Genomic DNA, 16162 nt, shown 5'->3' with positions numbered 1-16162 from the left:
TAGGAAATAATGCCCGCGTATGTCGCGGGCATGAACAGCGCGGGAGATTACTCTTTTTCCGTATGGGTGGCGTTGCCGTTAACGGAAGAGAGGTAGTTCAGCAGCGCAATGTCGTTATCCACGCCCAGTTTGGTCATCGCCGATTTTTTCTGGCTGCTGATGGTTTTAATACTGCGGTTCAGTTTCTTGGCGATTTCGGTTACCAGAAAACCTTCGGCGAATAAGCGCAACACTTCGCTCTCTTTCGGCGACAGGCGTTTGTCGCCGTAACCGCCGGCGCTGATTTTTTCCAATACCTTGAGGACGCTGTCCGGGGTAAACTTCTTGCCTTTCTGCAGCGCCGCCAGCGCCTTGGGCAGATCGGTCGGCGCGCCCTGTTTCAGCACAATGCCTTCAATATCCAAATCCAGCACGGCGCTCAGAATGGCCGGGTTATTGTTCATGGTCAGAACAATAATGGAGAGGTGCGGAAAGTGACGTTTAATATATTTAATTAAAGTAATTCCATCGCCGTATTTATCTCCCGGCATGGACAAATCGGTAATTAAAACGTTGGCGTCCAGTTTCGGCAGGTTATTGATCAAGGCGGTAGAGTCTTCAAATTCACCCACCACGTTAACCCATTCAATTTGTTCAAGCGACTTTCTGATGCCAAAAAGAACAATAGGATGGTCATCGGCAATAATTACGTTTAGGTTACTCATCGTTTTGGTTACTCATATGTTGGCTACCTTGCTGTAGTAATGCACCGACGAATCCTCCAATTTCATGAAGGTTATTTTCTATCTGTACACTATCGTGCGCGGTAATATGCTGTTCAAGCTGCTCACATAGCTGTTTGCCGGGATGCAGGTTTAACATGGCAAATACGCCTTTCAGCCGATGTGCCGTTTGCGCAAGTGACAAAAAATCAGCCTCTTGCGCCTCAGTATACAGCCTCTTTAAATCATCCGGTACTGTCTCGACAAACAGCGAAAAATAATCGCCTGACGCCAATTGCCGGGCGTAAAACGCTGCATCATGACTCTCTTCCGTCGGCGGCGTATCCGCCGGCGTTTCCAACTGCTGCTCAATCAGCTTAAGCAGCGCCTCCAGAAGTAGCTGGCTGATATTATAGTTCACCCGCAGCCGATGGGGCCCCAGCGCAACGACCGCGGTATCGTCGCCGCTGAGCAAGATGGAATAATCCGCGCTCCTTTGCGCATCGTCGGTGATGCACAGATCGGCTTGCTGATTAACCTGGCGATCGTCGACCAGCAGATAGTTGGCTCCCCAGCCGGTCAGCAGATGGCTGACGATATGCTGTACTTCGTTTGAGGTGATATCCAGCAATACGTTGATGCCGTCCAGCAGTTTCTCTTCCTCGGCCGGCAGGGCTTCGGGCTCCAGTCTTACCGTCAGGGTATAGTGTGTGCCAAGCCCAGTTTTACTGTGGATATGCAGCTTGCCGCCCAGTTTATTGCACAGTTGATTACACAGGAATAGGGTCAATCCTGAATTTTGACTGAAACGATCCGCGCTTGCCGGATGTAAGAACGGGTAGTTAAGATTATCCTGTTCGATGCCCGGAATACCGGCGCCGGTATCGCTGATTTGTATCACCAGCTTTTCCGGCGCATTGGCATCACGATCGATGGAAAGCGTAATCTTGCCGTAGTCGGTATTGGTAATGGCGTAATTCAGCAGCAGCGACACTATTTTTCTCAGCAGTTCGCCATCACCCAAATAGGTTTGATTAATATCCAGCTTGTAGTGATTAAACAGGGAAAGCCCTTTTTGATTAATCTTCGGCAGTAATTCCAGCAATAGGCCGTCGACCATCGTCAGCGGAGAAAAGCTCTCATGGGCGAGCTGCCATTCCTGCGTCTCCAGCTTTTCCTGCAGCGCGATATTCTCCAGCAGATCAATGGCGTTGCCCGCATCGGTCAGCAGTTGCCGAACGATCTGCCGCCGTTCGGCAATATCATCGCCGCGGCGCAGGGAAAGTATATTTTGACGTAGCGAAAGCAGCGGCTGTTTGAATTCATTGAGCAGATTTCTGAACAGATGCTTCCTGGCCTGAACATTTTTTTCATATTCACGCTGCGCCAGCTGGAGTTTTTTATTCACCAGAATCTCTTTATCCTGCTCACGCAGCAGAAACAGGCAATAGTCCGCGGAATATTGACTGCGGAACTGGCGTATTTCATACATTTCGTTATTCACCGTAACCTGAACAACGCCCTGATGTTCATCGGCCATATTGGTGATTTTTTGCAGGCTGAGATGGGGCAGCAAATTTTCCGCCAGCGCGTTCTGCACAATAACCTTATTGCTGCTGAAGTCATAAATCAGTACGCCCAGCGGAATGCGGCCGAGCGTTTCATTATAGATATCCAACCGCTTACTCAGCAGTTGTGATAAATCTTCGCTGGGGTGAGCGTATTTCTGACGGAAAAGATAAAAGCCGGCAAGGGAGAGTATCAGTAATACCAGCGTCAGCAACAGCAGCCAGATATTATTATGCAGCATATCGACGGCCAGCACTTTTACCGGAATCTGGAAAACGATTTTTACCGGCGCATTAACCAGCAGCGCGGATATCTCGAGCAGCGAGCCGTTCAACTGGATCTGCGCGCTATCTTCATTGCCGCTATTGGCGTCATACGCGGCCGGCGTGTCCTGGCGCAGGACGAAATTTTCGCGCGGCATATTGGCCGGGATCAGATCGTTGATGGGTAAGTCGAAGGCAATAATGGTCGCCAGGTGGCCGGGCTGATTGAATGTGGTACGCAGGGTGAAATAATAATCGTTATAGAACCGCAGTTTGCGCAGAGGCGAAAAACTTTCGCGCTCGTCCAGTATATTGGCCTGCTGCAGCATCTCCGTGCGGCGCGCTTCCGCAATGGCGCTGATATAGCTGCCGCGGAACTGGGACGAGATGTCTTTCAGGGTCTGGGTTGAAATCATCGTCAGGCTGTTATCGATGCCGTTAAGATAGTACATGGAATAGACATCGTTTTCCGCGCCCCACAGAATGTCCAGATAGTACGATATGCGGTAGACGGCGTTCAGGGTGGCTTGATCGTGCTGGCCGAATATCAGCGCGTCGGTGACCTGGCCGCTTTTCGCCACGTAAAAGACATTCGGCATCAGATTGATGGCGTTGATATTATCATCGCTGGCGGGAGTATCGCCGTTCAGGTTGCCGTAAATCTGATAGGTAAAAAAGCGATAGGTATCGATGCGCTTTTGTATCCCCTGGGCAATATCCGTCAAGGCATATTTTTTCTCCGTCAGCCAGCTACTGAGGTAGTTGTAGCCGAAGGTGCCGGTAAGCAGGAGCAGCAGCACGATGAACAGAGCAAAATAACGCATGATGGTTGCCGGCATTGAATTTACGCTCCTGATTAACGGATAACGGCGCGCGCGCTGACGCCGACGAGCAACAATAACAGCGCGACGCATCCGAAGGCGACGCCCAGGCTGCTGGCCTGCGCGATAAAGCCCAGCAGCGCCGGCCCCGACAGAATACCCGCGTAACCGACGGTGGTAATAGCGGCGATAGCCAGATTCGCCGGCATGACTTGCTGATTGCCCGCCGCGGTGAACAGGATAGGCACCACGTTTGAGGCGCCGATCCCCACCATGACGAAACCCAGAATAGCGGTCGCCGCGTTGTCGATGCCGACGGCCAACAGCAATCCGCACGCCGCGCACAGGCTGCCGCCGGTAAGCACGGCATAGCGCCCCAGCGCATTGACGACGCGATCGCCGTTAAGCCTGCCCAGCGCCATGGCGACGGAAAAAGCGGCGTAGCCAATGCCGGCCTGGGCGCCGTCCAGACTGCGCTCCACGGTTAAAAACAGCGCGCTCCAGTCCAGTATCGCGCCCTCGGCCAGAAACATAATGAAGCACAGCAGGCCGATAAACATCACCCAGCCGCGGGGGATGGCGAATAACGGACCGCTATCGCCCTGATTGGCGGCGCGCAGCAGATGGCGCTGCGCCTGCGACAGTAACGCCGCAAGCAGCGCCACCACGATCAGCATCGCCGCCGCGGGAGACAGCCCCAGCCACAGCAGCGCGCTGACGCCGCCGGCGCCGGCTATCCCGCCAATACTGAAAAATCCGTGAAAACCGGACATCATCGCCCGGCCGCTGGCCTGTTCGACAATCACCGCCTGAATATTCATGGAGACGTCAATCATGCCAATGGCCGCGCCGAAAAAAAGCAGCGCGATCGCCATCAGCGGCAGCCTGTCCGCCTGCGTCAGCATCGGCAGCACCAGGCAGAGTACGGCGCCGGCCAGTAATATGACCGTCCGGCATCCCAGCTTGCCGGTTAACCATCCGCTGAGCGGCATCGCCAGCAGCGAACCGATGCCGAGAGAAAGCAACAGCATTCCCAGCGAGCCGTCATTGATCGCCAGACGGTTTTTGACGAAAGGCACCAGCGGCGCCCAAGAAGCCATGGCGAAACCGGCGATAAAAAAAGCGCTGCGCGTGGCGGCCTGAGCCTTTTTGCCCGGCTGTTCCTGCCGGATGCAGGATGTTTCGGAATGCAGTGTGGTACTCATAGCCTGAACGACGGATACCCAATGGACGCAATAAGGGCTTCTTTCTACCATAATTGGGGGGCTGAATCGAAGGATTCGTGATCGTAAGCCGGCTGATGGAGGGATTATCGGATAAGTTAACGCGGGCCGGCTAAAAAATAAGCGACGGATGGCCTTTTTCAAGCGGCGTAACCTCTCACCCACGGCGCCTTTTTTTCCCGTATAATCCCGTACTTTACATCAGGAGACGGCGGCGTTTATCAATTCGTTCGGCTGAAATCAGCGACACTATTTTAACGCCGTATGCCGGCGCCGGCATTGTGGCGGGTTCCGATGCGCAACAAGAATGGCTGGAGCTGGAAAACAAGGCCGCCGGGTTAAAATCCCTGTTAGAGGACGATATATCATAGTTCTGTTTTATGTTTGTTGTGTCCGGCGCCGGTTTATATCAAAGTCGGCCGAATGGAAAAAATTATAATTATTGCCATATGCCCTGAATAATTCGAACTGCGGGAAAGCCAACGCCCCGCAGCTTGAAATATGACGGGGATAACCCGCAACCTGAATTGCTGAGTACATAATGTCGACAAGTGTATTTAATCGCCGCTGGGCCGAGTTGTTGCTTGAAGCGCTAACCCGCCACGGCGTGCGCCATATCTGCATCGCGCCGGGCTCCCGTTCCACTCCGCTGACGCTGGCGGCGGCCGAGCACGGTGCGCTGATTTGCCATACCCATTTTGACGAGCGGGGATTGGGGCATCTGGCCCTGGGGTTGGCAAAGGCCGCCGCTGAACCGGTGGCGGTGGTGGTGACCTCCGGCACGGCGGCGGCGAATCTTTATCCGGCTATCGTGGAAGCGGGGCTGACCGGCGAGCGGCTGATCGTGCTGACGGCCGACCGTCCTCCCGAATTGATTGACTGCGGCGCCAATCAGGCCATTCGCCAGCACGGCCTGTATGCCTCCCACCCGGCGCTGGCGCTGAATCTGCCGCGGCCCACGGCGGATATTCCGGCCCGCTGGCTGGTTTCGACGCTGGATAGCGCCATGGCTCAGCTGACGCACGGCGTACTGCATATCAATTGCCCGTTTGCGGAACCCCTATACGGCGCTGACGACGAAGCCGCCTACCGCGACTGGCTGACGGCGCTGGGCGACTGGTGGCGCAACCGCGAACCCTGGCTGCGTGAAATGCGCCAGACGACCTTGGCGCTGCAGCCCGACTGGGATGAATGGCGGCGCAAGCGCGGCGTCGTCATTGTCGGACAGGTCGGCCCGCAGCAGGGGGCGCAGATCGCGCGGTGGGCGAGCGCCCTTGGCTGGCCGCTGATCGGCGATGTGCTGTCGCAAAGCGGTCAGCCGTTACCCTGTGCGGATATCTGGCTGGCGAATCCCGCGGCGCTGGAGCGGCTCGATCGGGCGGAAATCGTGGTGCAGTTCGGCGGCTGCCTGACCGGAAAACGGCTGTTGCAGTGGCAGGAAACATGCCGGCCGCAGTCGTTCTGGCTGGTGGATGCGCTGCCCGGCCGGCTGGATCCGGCGCAGCATCGCGGCCGCCGTCTGATCGCCGACATCGGCGACTGGCTCGCCGCGCATCCTCCGCTGACGCAAACCCCCTGGGCCGACGATCTGACGGCGATAGCCCGTCATGCCCAGCAGCAGGTTAGGGCCCATCTGGCTGCGCGTTTTGGCGAGGCGCAATTGGCGCAACGGCTGCCGGAACTGCTGCCGCCGGACGGCCAGCTGTTCGTCGGCAACAGCCTGGTGGTGCGGCTGATTGACGCGCTGGCGCAGCTGCCGCAACAATATCCGGTGTACGGCAACCGGGGCGCCAGCGGCATCGACGGGCTGATCTCCACCCTGGCCGGCGTTCAGCGCGGCAATGGCAGGGCGACGCTGGGGATCGTGGGCGATCTCTCCGCGCTGTACGATCTTAATGCGCTGGCGCTGCTGCGCCAGGCGCCGGCGCCGCTGGTGCTGATCGTGGTCAACAATAACGGCGGACAGATCTTTTCCCTGTTGCCGACGCCGCCACGGCAGCGGGAAGCGTTTTACTGTATGCCGCAAAATGTGGAGTTCGGCCATGCGGCGGCGATGTTCGGCCTTGACTACGTACGCGCCGACAGCTGGCGGCAGATAAGCGATGCCGTCGCCCGCTGCTGGGCGCAGGGCGGCGTCACTCTGCTGGAGGTGGTGGTGCCGCCGAAGGATGGGGCGGAAACGCTGAGCGCCCTGGTGGCGCAGGCGGCGACGTGGTAATGCTGCACTGCCGGAAAATAACCCCGGCCGAAGGCTCCCCCCCTCGGCCGTGGCTGGTGTGCCTGCACGGCCTGTTAGGCAGCGGCGAGGACTGGCAGCCGATAGCGCCTTTTTTCAACCAATGGCCCTTGCTGCTGGTGGACTTGCCGGGGCATGGCGGCTCCCTCGGCGTTACGCCCGGCGGTTTCGCCCAGGTCAGCGAACTGTTGAGCGCCACGCTGCGCCAACAGGGCATTGAGGAGTATTGGCTGCTGGGGTACTCGCTGGGCGGCCGCATCGCCATGTATCATGCCTGCTGCGGGCAGCCCCGCGGCATGCGGGGGCTGCTGGCGGAGGGCGGCAATCCGGGGTTGGCCCAGCCCCGCTTGCGTGAACAGCGCCTGTTGCACGACGCCGGCTGGGCGCGGCGCTTGCGCCATGAACCGCTAGCGGCGGTATTGAACGACTGGTATCGGCAGGCGGTATTCGCGGATTTAAACGCCGCGCAGCGCGCCGGCCTGGTTGCCCGGCGCAGCCGCAATCACGGCCCCGCGGTGGCGGATATGCTGGAAGCCACCTCGCTGGGGCGGCAGCCCTGGCTGGGGGAGAAGCTGCGACGGCTGGCTTTTCCCTTTGCTTATCTGTGCGGCGCCGACGACGCCAAGTTTCAGGCGCTGGCGGCGCAGTATAATTTGCCGTTACTGAGCGTGGCGCGGGCCGGCCATAATGCGCATCAGGCCAATCCGGCGGAGTACGCCGCGCGGATACTTTCTTTTCTTTCGCATCCCGTTAAGGATTAATTATTATGCTTTATCCCAGTGAAGAACTGCTTTACGCCCCGGTAGAATGGCACGATTGCAGCGGCGATTTCGTCGATATCCTCTATCACAAATCTACCGACGGCATTGCCAAAATCACCATCAATCGTCCCCAGGTGCGTAATGCTTTTCGCCCGCAAACGGTGAAAGAGATGATCCAGGCGCTGGATAATGCCCGTCACGACGACGGCGTCGGCGTGATTATTCTGACCGGGGCGGGAGAAAAGGCCTTCTGCTCCGGCGGCGATCAGAAGGTGCGCGGCGATTACGGCGGCTATCAGGACGACAGCGGGGTGCATCACCTGAACGTGCTGGACTTCCAGCGTCAAATCCGCACCTGTCCGAAACCGGTGGTGGCGATGGTGGCCGGCTACTCCATCGGCGGCGGACACGTGCTGCATATGATGTGCGATCTGACCATCGCGGCGGAAAACGCCGTCTTCGGCCAGACCGGTCCGCGCGTCGGATCGTTCGACGGCGGCTGGGGCGCTTCTTATATGGCGCGTATCGTCGGCCAGAAAAAAGCGCGCGAAATCTGGTTCCTGTGCCGGCAGTACGACGCGGCGCAGGCGCTGGACATGGGGCTGGTCAATACCGTGGTGCCGCTGGCGGAGCTGGAAAAAGAGACGGTGCGCTGGTGCCGCGAAATGCTGCAGAACAGCCCGATGGCGCTGCGCTGCCTGAAAGCCGCGCTGAACGCCGACTGCGACGGGCAGGCCGGTTTGCAGGAGCTGGCTGGCAACGCCACCATGCTGTTCTATATGACCGACGAAGGGCAGGAGGGGCGCAACGCCTTTAATGAAAAACGCCAGCCCGATTTCAGTAAATTCAAACGGAATCCGTAATGCGTCAGGTTAAGGTTTATCGCTACAGCGTGCCGATGGAGGCCGGCGTGGTGCTGCGCCATCAGCGCCTGAAAACCCGCGACGGGCTGATCGTTAACCTGCGACAGGGTGACGGGCAGGGCTGGGGGGAGATTGCGCCGCTGCCGGAGTTCAGCGCGGAAACGCTGGCGCAGGCCGAGTCGGCCGCCCTTGAACAGCTGCGGCGCTGGGCGGCGGGACAGCCGCTGGCGGATGACCTTCCGCCGTCGGTGGCTTTCGGTCTGAGCTGCGCGCAGGCCGAGCTGGAGCAGCGTTTGCCGCAGGCGGCGGATTACCGCAAGGCGCCGCTGTGCAGCGGCGATCCCGACGAACTGTTTGCCATGCTGCAGAGCATGCCGGGCGAAAAGGTGGCCAAGGTCAAGGTCGGGCTGTACGAGGCGGTGCGTGACGGCATGATCGTCAACGTCCTGCTGGAAGCCTTGCCGGACCTGCAACTGCGGCTGGACGCCAACCGCAGCTGGACGCGCGCCAAAGCCGACGGCTTCGCCCGCTACGTGGATCCGGCGTTGCGTTCGCGCATCGCCTTTCTCGAAGAGCCGTGCAAAACCCGTCAGGAATCCCGCGAGTTCGCGCGGGAAACCGGCATCAATATCGCCTGGGACGAGAGCGTGCGCGAGGCCGATTTCCGGGTGGAAGCGGAACCCGGCGTCAGCGCCATCGTGATCAAACCGACGCTGGTCGGCAGCCTGGCGCGCTGTCGGGAGCTGGCGCAGCAAGCCCAACAGGCGGGGCTAAGCGCGGTGATCAGCTCCAGCATCGAATCCAGCCTGGGGTTAACCCAACTGGCGCGGGTGGCGCACTGGCTGACGCCGCACACGGTGCCCGGCCTGGACACGCTGGACCTGATGCAGGCGCAGGTGGTCAGGGGCTGGCCGGAAAGCCGGTTGCCGCTGTTGACCGCCGAACAGCTGGAAACGGTATGGCAATCCTGAGCGACTGGCCCTGGCATTACTGGGCCGAACGCGCGCCGCAGGGGGCGGCGCTGGTGGAGGACGACGTCCGCTGGAGCTGGCGGCAGACGGCGGAGCGGATTAATCAACTGGCGGCCGACTTTGAGCGGCAGGGCGTGACGCCAGGCTGCGGGGTGGCGCTGCGCGGCAAAAACAGCGGGGCGATGCTGTGGTGTTATCTGGCGCTGTTGCAGTGCGGCGCCCGTTTGTTGCCGCTGAATCCGCAACTGCCGGCATCGTTAACCGACGCGCTGTGGGATTCGCTCGGCGTGACTTACGGGCTATGCCTGAATGAGCAATCATGGCCGTCGGGCGTGGTCGCCCTGCGGTATGCGCCCGGCGAACGCGGCGGTGCCGCGTATAAAGCGCCGCCCTGGCGGCCGGAACGGCTGGCGACGCTGACGTTAACCTCCGGCTCCAGCGGCGCGCCGAAGGCGGCGGCGCATACCTATGCCGCCCATCTGGCCAGCGCGGCGGGGGTATTGGCGATGATGGCGTTCGCCCCCGGCGACAGCTGGCTGCTCTCATTGCCGCTGTTTCATGTTTCCGGGCAGGGCATCCTGTGGCGCTGGCTGCTTTGCGGCGCGACGGTGGTGGTGCGCGTCCATCAGCCGTTGGAGCGCGCCCTGCGGGGCTGCTCTCACGCCTCTCTGGTGCCGACCCAGCTATGGCGGCTGCTGACGCACGATGCGGCGCCGGCCGCGCTGAAATCGGTATTGCTGGGGGGCGCGGCGATCCCGCAGGAGTTAACGCGCGAGGCCCAGACCCGCGGCATCAGCTGCTGGTGCGGATACGGTTTGACCGAGCTGGCGTCCACGGTGTGCGCCAAGCGCGCCGACGGCCGGGCGGGCGTCGGGCTGCCGCTGCAAGGTCGGGAAATCCGTCTGGCGGGCGAAGAGGTGCTGCTGCGCGGCGCGACGCTGGCGGCGGGCTACTGGCGCGACGGGCGGCTTTTGCCGCTGGTCGACGAAGAGGGCTGGTTTCATACCCGCGATCGCGGGCGTTTCGCCGACGGCGAGTGGCATATTCTGGGCCGTCTGGATAACCAGTTCTTCAGCGGCGGCGAGGGGATTCAGCCGGAAAATATCGAGTCCGTGCTGCTCACGCATCCTGATGTTCAGCAAGCCTGCGTGGTGCCGATTGATGACCTGGAGTTCGGTCAGCGCCCCGTCGCGGTGGTTGAAATAAGCGGCTCGACCACGCTGGATAAGCTCCGGGATTGGTTGCTGCCGCAGTTGGCGGGATTCCAGCGTCCGGTGGCCTATTACCATCTGCCGGCGGCATTGAAGAACGGCGGCATTAAAATCTCCCGCCGGCAGGTGAGGGAGTGGGTGGATAGCGAGATTGATAAACAAAAAGCGTGAGGGGTAACCTCACGCCTGTCCGCTTATTTCCCCAGCGCTTGCGCCACCCCGGCCCCGTAGGCGGGATCGACCTTGTTGAACAGCGCGATCTGCCGCTGCTGGATAAACTCGGGCACCTGCGACAGTTCGCCGGCGATGCGCTGGAACATGCGCTGGTGTTCTTCTTCGCTTAGCAGATTGAACAGCGCCCGCGGCTGGCTGAAATAATCTTCATCCTCACGGTGGTTCCAGTGATCGGCGGCGCCTTCAATGGTTAACGGCGGTTCGCTAAAGTCCGGCTGCTCCTGAAATACGCCAAAGCTATTCGGCTCATAGGTGGCGCCGTTGCCGCTGTTGCCGTCAACGCGCAGCGCGCCGTCGCGATGGTAGTTATGAAACGGGCATTGGGGGGCATTAACCGGGATCTGATGGTTATTGACCCCTAAACGGTAGCGCGCGGCGTCGCCGTAAGAGAATAGACGCCCCTGCAGCATCTTATCCGGCGAAAAGCCGACGCCGGGCACGACGTGCGCCGGGTTGAAAGCCGCCTGCTCCACTTCGGCAAAGTAGTTGTCCGGGTTGCGGTTCAGTTCGAAAAAGCCGACGTCGATCAGCGGGTAATCGCCGTGCGGCCAGACTTTCGTCAGATCGAACGGGTTGTACGGAACCTGCGACGCCTCGGCTTCCGGCATAATCTGGATCTGTAGCTTCCAGCGCGGGAAATCCCCGTTTTCAATGGCGTCGAACAGATCGCGCTGCGAGCTCTCGCGGTCTTTGCCCACCAGCGCTTCCGCTTCGTCGTCCATCAGATTCTCGATGCCCTGCTGGCAGATAAAGTGGAATTTTACCCAAAAGCGTTCGTTTGCGGCGTTGATAAAGCTATAGGTATGGCTGCCGAAGCCGTGAATATGGCGGAAAGACTTGGGTAATCCGCGGTCGCTGAAATCAATGGTCAACTGATGCAGCGATTCCGGCAACTGGGAGAAGAAATCCCATTTGTAGACCGGGTTGCGCAGGTTGGTGCGCGGATCGCGTTTGACAATATGGTTGAGATCGGGAAATTTCAGCGGATCGCGCAGATAGAACACCGGGGTATTGTTGCCCACCAGATCCCAGTTGCCCTCTTCGGTATAGAATTTCATGGCGAAACCGCGAATATCGCGCTCCGCGTCGGCGGCGCCGCGTTCCCCTGCCACGGTGGAGAAACGGATAAACATATCGGTTTTCTTGCCGATTTCAGCGAAGATTTTTGCCCGGGTATAGCGGGTGATATCGTGGGTAACGGTGAAGGTGCCGTGCGCGCCGGAACCTTTGGCGTGCATCCGTCGTTCCGGAATCACTTCACGATCGAAATGCGCCAGTTTTTCCAGAAACCATACGTCCTGCATCAACATGGGGCCGCGCCGTCCGGCGGTTATGATATTATTATTATCAACAACCGGCGCGCCCGCTACGGTCGTCAGCTTTTTCTTGCTCATCATTTCTTCCTTATAGTAATAGCATTAGTACGAGTATTTACTCTTAATACTATTGTTCATTTTGTGGTTTTTAGCCAAATAGGCGGCGCTTATCGTTACTGCCGCCAGCCGTCGGGAATGGAAATGGTTAGCATTATTTAGCGTAACAGGCTGCGTTTTAGGATAATGTCGCGCTGGAGCCGCGGCGGGATTGGGGTAGAATCGGCAACGATATCAACACATTTTGCACGTGCGTTTACTAACTATTTGAGGGAAATCGACAATGAAAAAACTTGTGATTGCCTGTGCGGGAAGCTTGCTGCTTGCCACGGCCTCCGTGCATGCTATCGGTATTTCCGGGGAAGCGGGGAGCGACTACGCGGGCGCGAACGCCAGCTTCGGACTGCTGGTTCCTGGTCTGTCCGGCAACGTAAGCTATGCTCACGGCGACAATAACGATGTGTACGGTTTCGGGTTGGGCTACACTATTCCCGCCGGACCGCTGAAGGTAACGCTGGGCGGCAAGGCGCTGTATCTGGATCCGGAACAGGGTTCGGACGGTCATGCGCTGGCGCTGGGCGGCGGGGTGCAGTGGCCGATCAACCGTTACTTCTCCCTTTACGGCGAAGGGTACTACTCGCCGGACGCGTTCTCCAGCCATGTCGATCACTATGTTGAAGGCAAGGCCGGCGTGCGCTGGCAGCCGCTGCCGATACTCAATGTGGATGTGGGTTACCGCTATATCAATCTGGCCGGCGAAAGCGGCCGTTCAGACAACAAGCTGGCGGATTCAGCCTACATCGGCGTTGGTTTGAGTTTCTGATAGCCGGCGCTATTCACGGCCATCGGATGTGTTGACGGGCGCGAGCGATCGCGCCCGTTTGCTATTACACAGGAGTGAAAAATGCTTAGGGTCGAGATGTTATGTACCGGCGATGAAGTGCTGCATGGTCAGATTATTGATACCAATGCGGCCTGGCTGGCGGACTTCCTGTTTCAGCAGGGATTGCCGATGAGCAGCCGGATGACGGTGGGGGACGATCTCGACGCGTTGGTCAGCGCGATGACCCAGCGCAGCCGGATTGCCGATGTTCTGATTGTCAATGGCGGGCTGGGGCCGACCAGCGACGACCTCAGCGCCCTGGCGGCGGCCACCGCGGCGGGCGAAGGACTGGTTGAGCACGCGGAGTGGCTGGCGCGCATGGAGGCCTTTTTCGCCGAGCGCGGAAGGGTGATGGCGCCCAGCAATCGTAAACAGGCGCAGATCCCCGCCGGCGCGGAAATGATCGATAACCCGGTCGGCACCGCCTGCGGTTTTTCCCTGCGGTTGGATAAGTGCCTGCTGTTTTTTACCCCGGGCGTGCCTTCCGAATTCAAGGTGATGGTGGAACAGCAAATCATGCCGCGTCTGCGCGAGCGCTTTTCCATCGGCCAGCCGCCGCTGTGTCTGCGTTTAACCACCTTCGGCCGTTCGGAAAGCGATCTCGCCAACCAGTTGGACGGGCTGGCGCTGCCGCCGGGCGTGGTGCTGGGCTATCGCTCGGCGATGCCGATTATCGAGCTGAAACTGACGGGACCGGCGGCGCAGCGGACGGCGATGGAGCAACTGTGGCAACGGGTGCGTAGCGTGGCGGGGGAAAATACGCTATTTGAAGGCACCGAGGGGTTGCCCGCGCAGCTGGCGCGCCGGCTGGCTGAACGCGGGCTGCGGCTGGCGGTGAGCGAGCGTTTTACCGCCGGCCTGCTGAACTGGCGGCTACAGGCGGCCGGGGTGCCGCTGGCGGGGGGGGAGTTGCCGGAAAATACCGGCGCGCGAGACTTGAACCAACTGGCGGCCGATACCCGTCAACTGGCGAAACGTCACGCCGCCCCGCTGGCGCTGACGGTCGGCGCCAGGGAAGACGAGCGGCTGACCATTGCGCTGCATACGCCGCAAGGGACGTTTGCCCAGACGATACAGTCCGCCGCGCCGCGCTATAGTCTGAAGATACATCAGGAACTGACGGCCATATTCGCCATGAATATGCTGCGCCGCTGGCTGAATGGCTGGCCGGTTTACGGCGGCCACGGCTGGATCGCCGTGCTGGAGACGCTGGACTGATTATTGTGTTATGCCCATTCCTCTCCGTCATTCCCGCGTAGGCGGGAATCAGTCAATGGCTGCTCATGGTTTCAGTAGCAGATCCCCGCCGCCGCGGGGATGACCGGTGGCGGTATGCGGGAGCGCTGGCAGGCATTAATACAGCAGTGAATAAAGCTGGCGGCGGTAGCGGGCGGCGAGGGCGTCGCCGGTGCCGAGCGCAGCCAGGATATCCAGCAGCGTTTTGCGGGCGTTGCCCTGCGCCGCGCCGAGATCCTGCTTCAGAAAGCCGAGCAGCAGCTCAAGCGCTTCTTCATTACGCCCGACCTGATGTAGCTGCAACGCCAGCTGTACCGCCAGTTCGGCGTTCTGCGCATCGTCCGCCAACTGCTGTTGCAGCTGTTGGATTTCCGGCGTGTCGGCGGCCTGCTTCAGCAATTCAATCTGTGCCACCAGACCGTGGTAGCGGGTATCCTGATCCTGGAGCGGAACGGTCGCCAGCACGGCTTCGGCGTCTTCGCTGCGGTTGAGCTGAATCTGCACCTCCGCCAGCAGCAGACCGATGTCGCTGCGCTGCTGGCTCAACTGCCAGGCTTCTTTCAGCAGCGGCAGGGCTTCCGGCAGTTTGCCTTCCTGAATCAGCTGCTGAGCTTCGGCGACCTTCAGTTCTTCCGCTTTCGGCAATACCCGCTGCAGCAGGTCGCGGATGGCTTCTTCCGGCTGCGGCCCCTGAAAACCGTCGACGGGCTGGCCGTCCTGGAACAGGTAGACTGTGGGGATCGCCCGCAGGCCGAACTGCGCCGCAACGCGCTGTTCGGCGTCGCAATCCACGCGGGCAAGAATAAATTGCCCGGCATATTCCTGCGCCAGTTTATTTAGCGCCGGCTCCAGTTGCTGGCAGTGTTGACTGCGCTCCGACCAGAAATAAAACAGCACGGGCAGCGTCGCGGACTGTTCCAGCACCTGATGGAGATTGGACTCGTTAACATCGATAATCGTTGCTTGTTGTTCTAGCATGGGGTTCTCTCTTATCCGTTTCGATTTGATATGGGGGCGGAATGTGTCGCTTCAAGCCATTATCAGGAACGGGTGCGTAATACATTATCCAGACAGCGTCCGGGCAGCAGACGGCGCAGCCAGGACAGAGCGTGCGCCACCAGCGTCACCGGATAGCGCAGCCTGGGGCGCGGACTCTCCAGCGCATGACGCAGTTTGGGCAATACGGCTTCCGGCGGCAGCGTAAAGCGTCTGGCGATGCCAGGATTGGTGACCGGCAGATCGGCCCGGGTCTGGTCGACGTTGGCGGTAAAGCGGGTGGTCAACGGGCCGGGTTCGATCAGGCTGACGTGCAGACCGCTGCCGTGCAGCTCCATGCGCAGCGCATCCGACCAGGCTTCAAGGGCGAATTTACTGGCCGCATAGGCGCCCCGTCCGGGCGTCGCCACCAGCCCCATCACCGAGCTGGTTTGAATAATACGCCCTTCGCCGTGCGGCAACATGGCCGGCAGCAGCAGTTGCGTCAACTGATGCGTACCGAACAGGTTGCTGGAAAACTGCTGCGCCAACTGCCGGCGCGATATATCGCGCAACGCGCCGTATAATCCGTATCCGGCGTTATTAAACAGCCCGTACAGGCGATTTCCGGTTAGCGCGATGACCTCGGCGGCGGCCTTTTCAACGCTGGCGGAGTCGTCCAGATCGAGTTCGATCCCTTGCAGACCCAGCTCCGCCATGCGCGCGACGTCCTCGGGGCGGCGACAGGCGGCGAGCACCCGGTAGCCGCGTTTTTGCAGATCCTGCGCCGCAATCAGACCAATACCGCTGGAACAGCCGGTAATCAGCACCGTTTTTTGCAT

Annotated in this window: 13 protein-coding genes and 1 pseudogene; 8 read left to right on the top strand and 6 right to left on the bottom strand. The window is 59.9% G+C overall.

Annotated elements, in window-relative coordinates:
- Positions 1–47: 47 nt before the first annotated feature.
- Genes rcsB through MFP24_RS09305 form a run of 3 tightly spaced genes read right to left on the bottom strand, consistent with a single transcriptional unit; the run spans position 48 to position 4559 of the window.
- Positions 48–704: a response regulator transcription factor RcsB gene (gene rcsB, locus MFP24_RS09315; protein ID WP_136163845.1), complete on the bottom strand. Its 657-nt coding sequence runs from the start codon at positions 702–704 to the stop codon at positions 48–50.
- Positions 697–3372: a phosphotransferase RcsD gene (rcsD, locus tag MFP24_RS09310; RefSeq protein ID WP_249230071.1), complete on the bottom strand. Its 2676-nt coding sequence runs from the start codon at positions 3370–3372 to the stop codon at positions 697–699. Before rcsD ends, rcsB begins: the two co-directional genes overlap by 8 nt.
- Positions 3373–3389: 17 nt before the next feature.
- Complete coding sequence (locus MFP24_RS09305) at positions 3390–4559, bottom strand: MFS transporter (RefSeq protein WP_249230072.1); 1170 nt, start codon at positions 4557–4559, stop codon at positions 3390–3392.
- A 236-nt stretch (positions 4560–4795) separates the two neighbouring features.
- Between MFP24_RS09305 and MFP24_RS09300 the strand changes: the two are divergent.
- The 6 genes and pseudogenes from MFP24_RS09300 to menE all read left to right on the top strand — a co-directional run.
- Positions 4796–4948, top strand: a pseudogene (locus MFP24_RS09300) (chorismate-binding protein); the annotation flags it as partial.
- A gap of 170 nt (positions 4949–5118) precedes the next feature.
- Entirely contained in the window at positions 5119–6795 is a 1677-nt protein-coding gene (menD, locus tag MFP24_RS09295; protein WP_249230073.1) for a 2-succinyl-5-enolpyruvyl-6-hydroxy-3-cyclohexene-1-carboxylic-acid synthase, read from the top strand.
- Positions 6795–7574: a 2-succinyl-6-hydroxy-2,4-cyclohexadiene-1-carboxylate synthase gene (gene menH, locus MFP24_RS09290; RefSeq protein WP_249230149.1), complete on the top strand. Its 780-nt coding sequence runs from the start codon at positions 6795–6797 to the stop codon at positions 7572–7574. The genes menD and menH overlap by 1 nt, the downstream gene beginning before the upstream one ends.
- A 5-nt stretch (positions 7575–7579) precedes the next feature.
- Positions 7580–8437 (top strand): 1,4-dihydroxy-2-naphthoyl-CoA synthase, encoded by an 858-nt coding sequence (gene menB / locus MFP24_RS09285; protein WP_249230074.1) that lies wholly within the window; start codon positions 7580–7582, stop codon positions 8435–8437.
- Positions 8437–9408, top strand: a complete 972-nt coding sequence (gene menC, locus MFP24_RS09280; RefSeq protein ID WP_249230075.1) for an o-succinylbenzoate synthase — start codon at positions 8437–8439, stop codon at positions 9406–9408. The genes menB and menC overlap by 1 nt, the downstream gene beginning before the upstream one ends.
- Complete coding sequence (gene menE / locus MFP24_RS09275) at positions 9396–10790, top strand: o-succinylbenzoate--CoA ligase (RefSeq protein WP_249230076.1); 1395 nt, start codon at positions 9396–9398, stop codon at positions 10788–10790. The genes menC and menE overlap by 13 nt, the downstream gene beginning before the upstream one ends.
- Positions 10791–10813: 23 nt before the next feature.
- Here menE and MFP24_RS09270 read toward each other — a convergent pair whose 3' ends face one another.
- A complete protein-coding gene (locus tag MFP24_RS09270) occupies positions 10814–12247 on the bottom strand; it encodes a catalase (protein WP_249230077.1) in 1434 nt (477 codons plus the stop codon).
- A gap of 262 nt (positions 12248–12509) precedes the next feature.
- Between MFP24_RS09270 and MFP24_RS09265 the strand changes: the two genes are divergently transcribed.
- On the top strand, positions 12510–13049 hold the full coding sequence (locus tag MFP24_RS09265; RefSeq protein WP_249230078.1) for a YfaZ family outer membrane protein: 540 nt from the start codon (positions 12510–12512) through the stop codon (positions 13047–13049).
- Between the two features lie 81 nt (positions 13050–13130).
- A complete protein-coding gene (locus MFP24_RS09260) occupies positions 13131–14327 on the top strand; it encodes a nicotinamide mononucleotide deamidase-related protein YfaY (RefSeq protein ID WP_249230079.1) in 1197 nt (398 codons plus the stop codon).
- 135 nt (positions 14328–14462) lie between these two features.
- Here MFP24_RS09260 and MFP24_RS09255 read toward each other — a convergent pair whose 3' ends face one another.
- Both MFP24_RS09255 and MFP24_RS09250 read right to left on the bottom strand, forming a co-directional pair.
- Positions 14463–15323: a thioredoxin family protein gene (locus tag MFP24_RS09255; RefSeq protein WP_249230080.1), complete on the bottom strand. Its 861-nt coding sequence runs from the start codon at positions 15321–15323 to the stop codon at positions 14463–14465.
- Positions 15324–15385: 62 nt separating this feature from the next.
- Entirely contained in the window at positions 15386–16162 is a 777-nt protein-coding gene (locus tag MFP24_RS09250) for an SDR family oxidoreductase (RefSeq protein ID WP_249230081.1), read from the bottom strand.

The organism is Brenneria tiliae (assembly GCF_023347575.1).
In the GTDB taxonomy this organism is placed as follows: domain Bacteria; phylum Pseudomonadota; class Gammaproteobacteria; order Enterobacterales; family Enterobacteriaceae; genus Brenneria; species Brenneria corticis.
Note: the sequence above shows the minus strand (reverse complement) of the source record. Positions and strands in the feature narration are given on the sequence as shown.

What these genes read in the sequence shown, in the direction of transcription:
- menH (WP_249230149.1), top strand. Translation starts at nt 6,795, where the DNA reads ATGCTGCACTGCCGGAAAATAACCCCGGCCGAAGGCTCCCCCCCTCGG.
- menD (WP_249230073.1), top strand. Translation starts at nt 5,119, where the DNA reads ATGTCGACAAGTGTATTTAATCGCCGCTGGGCCGAGTTGTTGCTTGAA.
- menE (WP_249230076.1), top strand. Translation starts at nt 9,396, where the DNA reads ATGGCAATCCTGAGCGACTGGCCCTGGCATTACTGGGCCGAACGCGCG.
- MFP24_RS09305 (WP_249230072.1), bottom strand. Translation starts at nt 4,559, where the DNA reads ATGAGTACCACACTGCATTCCGAAACATCCTGCATCCGGCAGGAACAG.
- menC (WP_249230075.1), top strand. Translation starts at nt 8,437, where the DNA reads ATGCGTCAGGTTAAGGTTTATCGCTACAGCGTGCCGATGGAGGCCGGC.
- menB (WP_249230074.1), top strand. Translation starts at nt 7,580, where the DNA reads ATGCTTTATCCCAGTGAAGAACTGCTTTACGCCCCGGTAGAATGGCAC.
- MFP24_RS09270 (WP_249230077.1), bottom strand. Translation starts at nt 12,247, where the DNA reads ATGAGCAAGAAAAAGCTGACGACCGTAGCGGGCGCGCCGGTTGTTGAT.
- MFP24_RS09255 (WP_249230080.1), bottom strand. Translation starts at nt 15,323, where the DNA reads ATGCTAGAACAACAAGCAACGATTATCGATGTTAACGAGTCCAATCTC.
- rcsD (WP_249230071.1), bottom strand. Translation starts at nt 3,372, where the DNA reads ATGCCGGCAACCATCATGCGTTATTTTGCTCTGTTCATCGTGCTGCTG.
- MFP24_RS09250 (WP_249230081.1), bottom strand. Translation starts at nt 16,162, where the DNA reads ATGCAAAAAACGGTGCTGATTACCGGCTGTTCCAGCGGTATTGGTCTG.
- MFP24_RS09260 (WP_249230079.1), top strand. Translation starts at nt 13,131, where the DNA reads ATGCTTAGGGTCGAGATGTTATGTACCGGCGATGAAGTGCTGCATGGT.
- MFP24_RS09265 (WP_249230078.1), top strand. Translation starts at nt 12,510, where the DNA reads ATGAAAAAACTTGTGATTGCCTGTGCGGGAAGCTTGCTGCTTGCCACG.
- rcsB (WP_136163845.1), bottom strand. Translation starts at nt 704, where the DNA reads ATGAGTAACCTAAACGTAATTATTGCCGATGACCATCCTATTGTTCTT.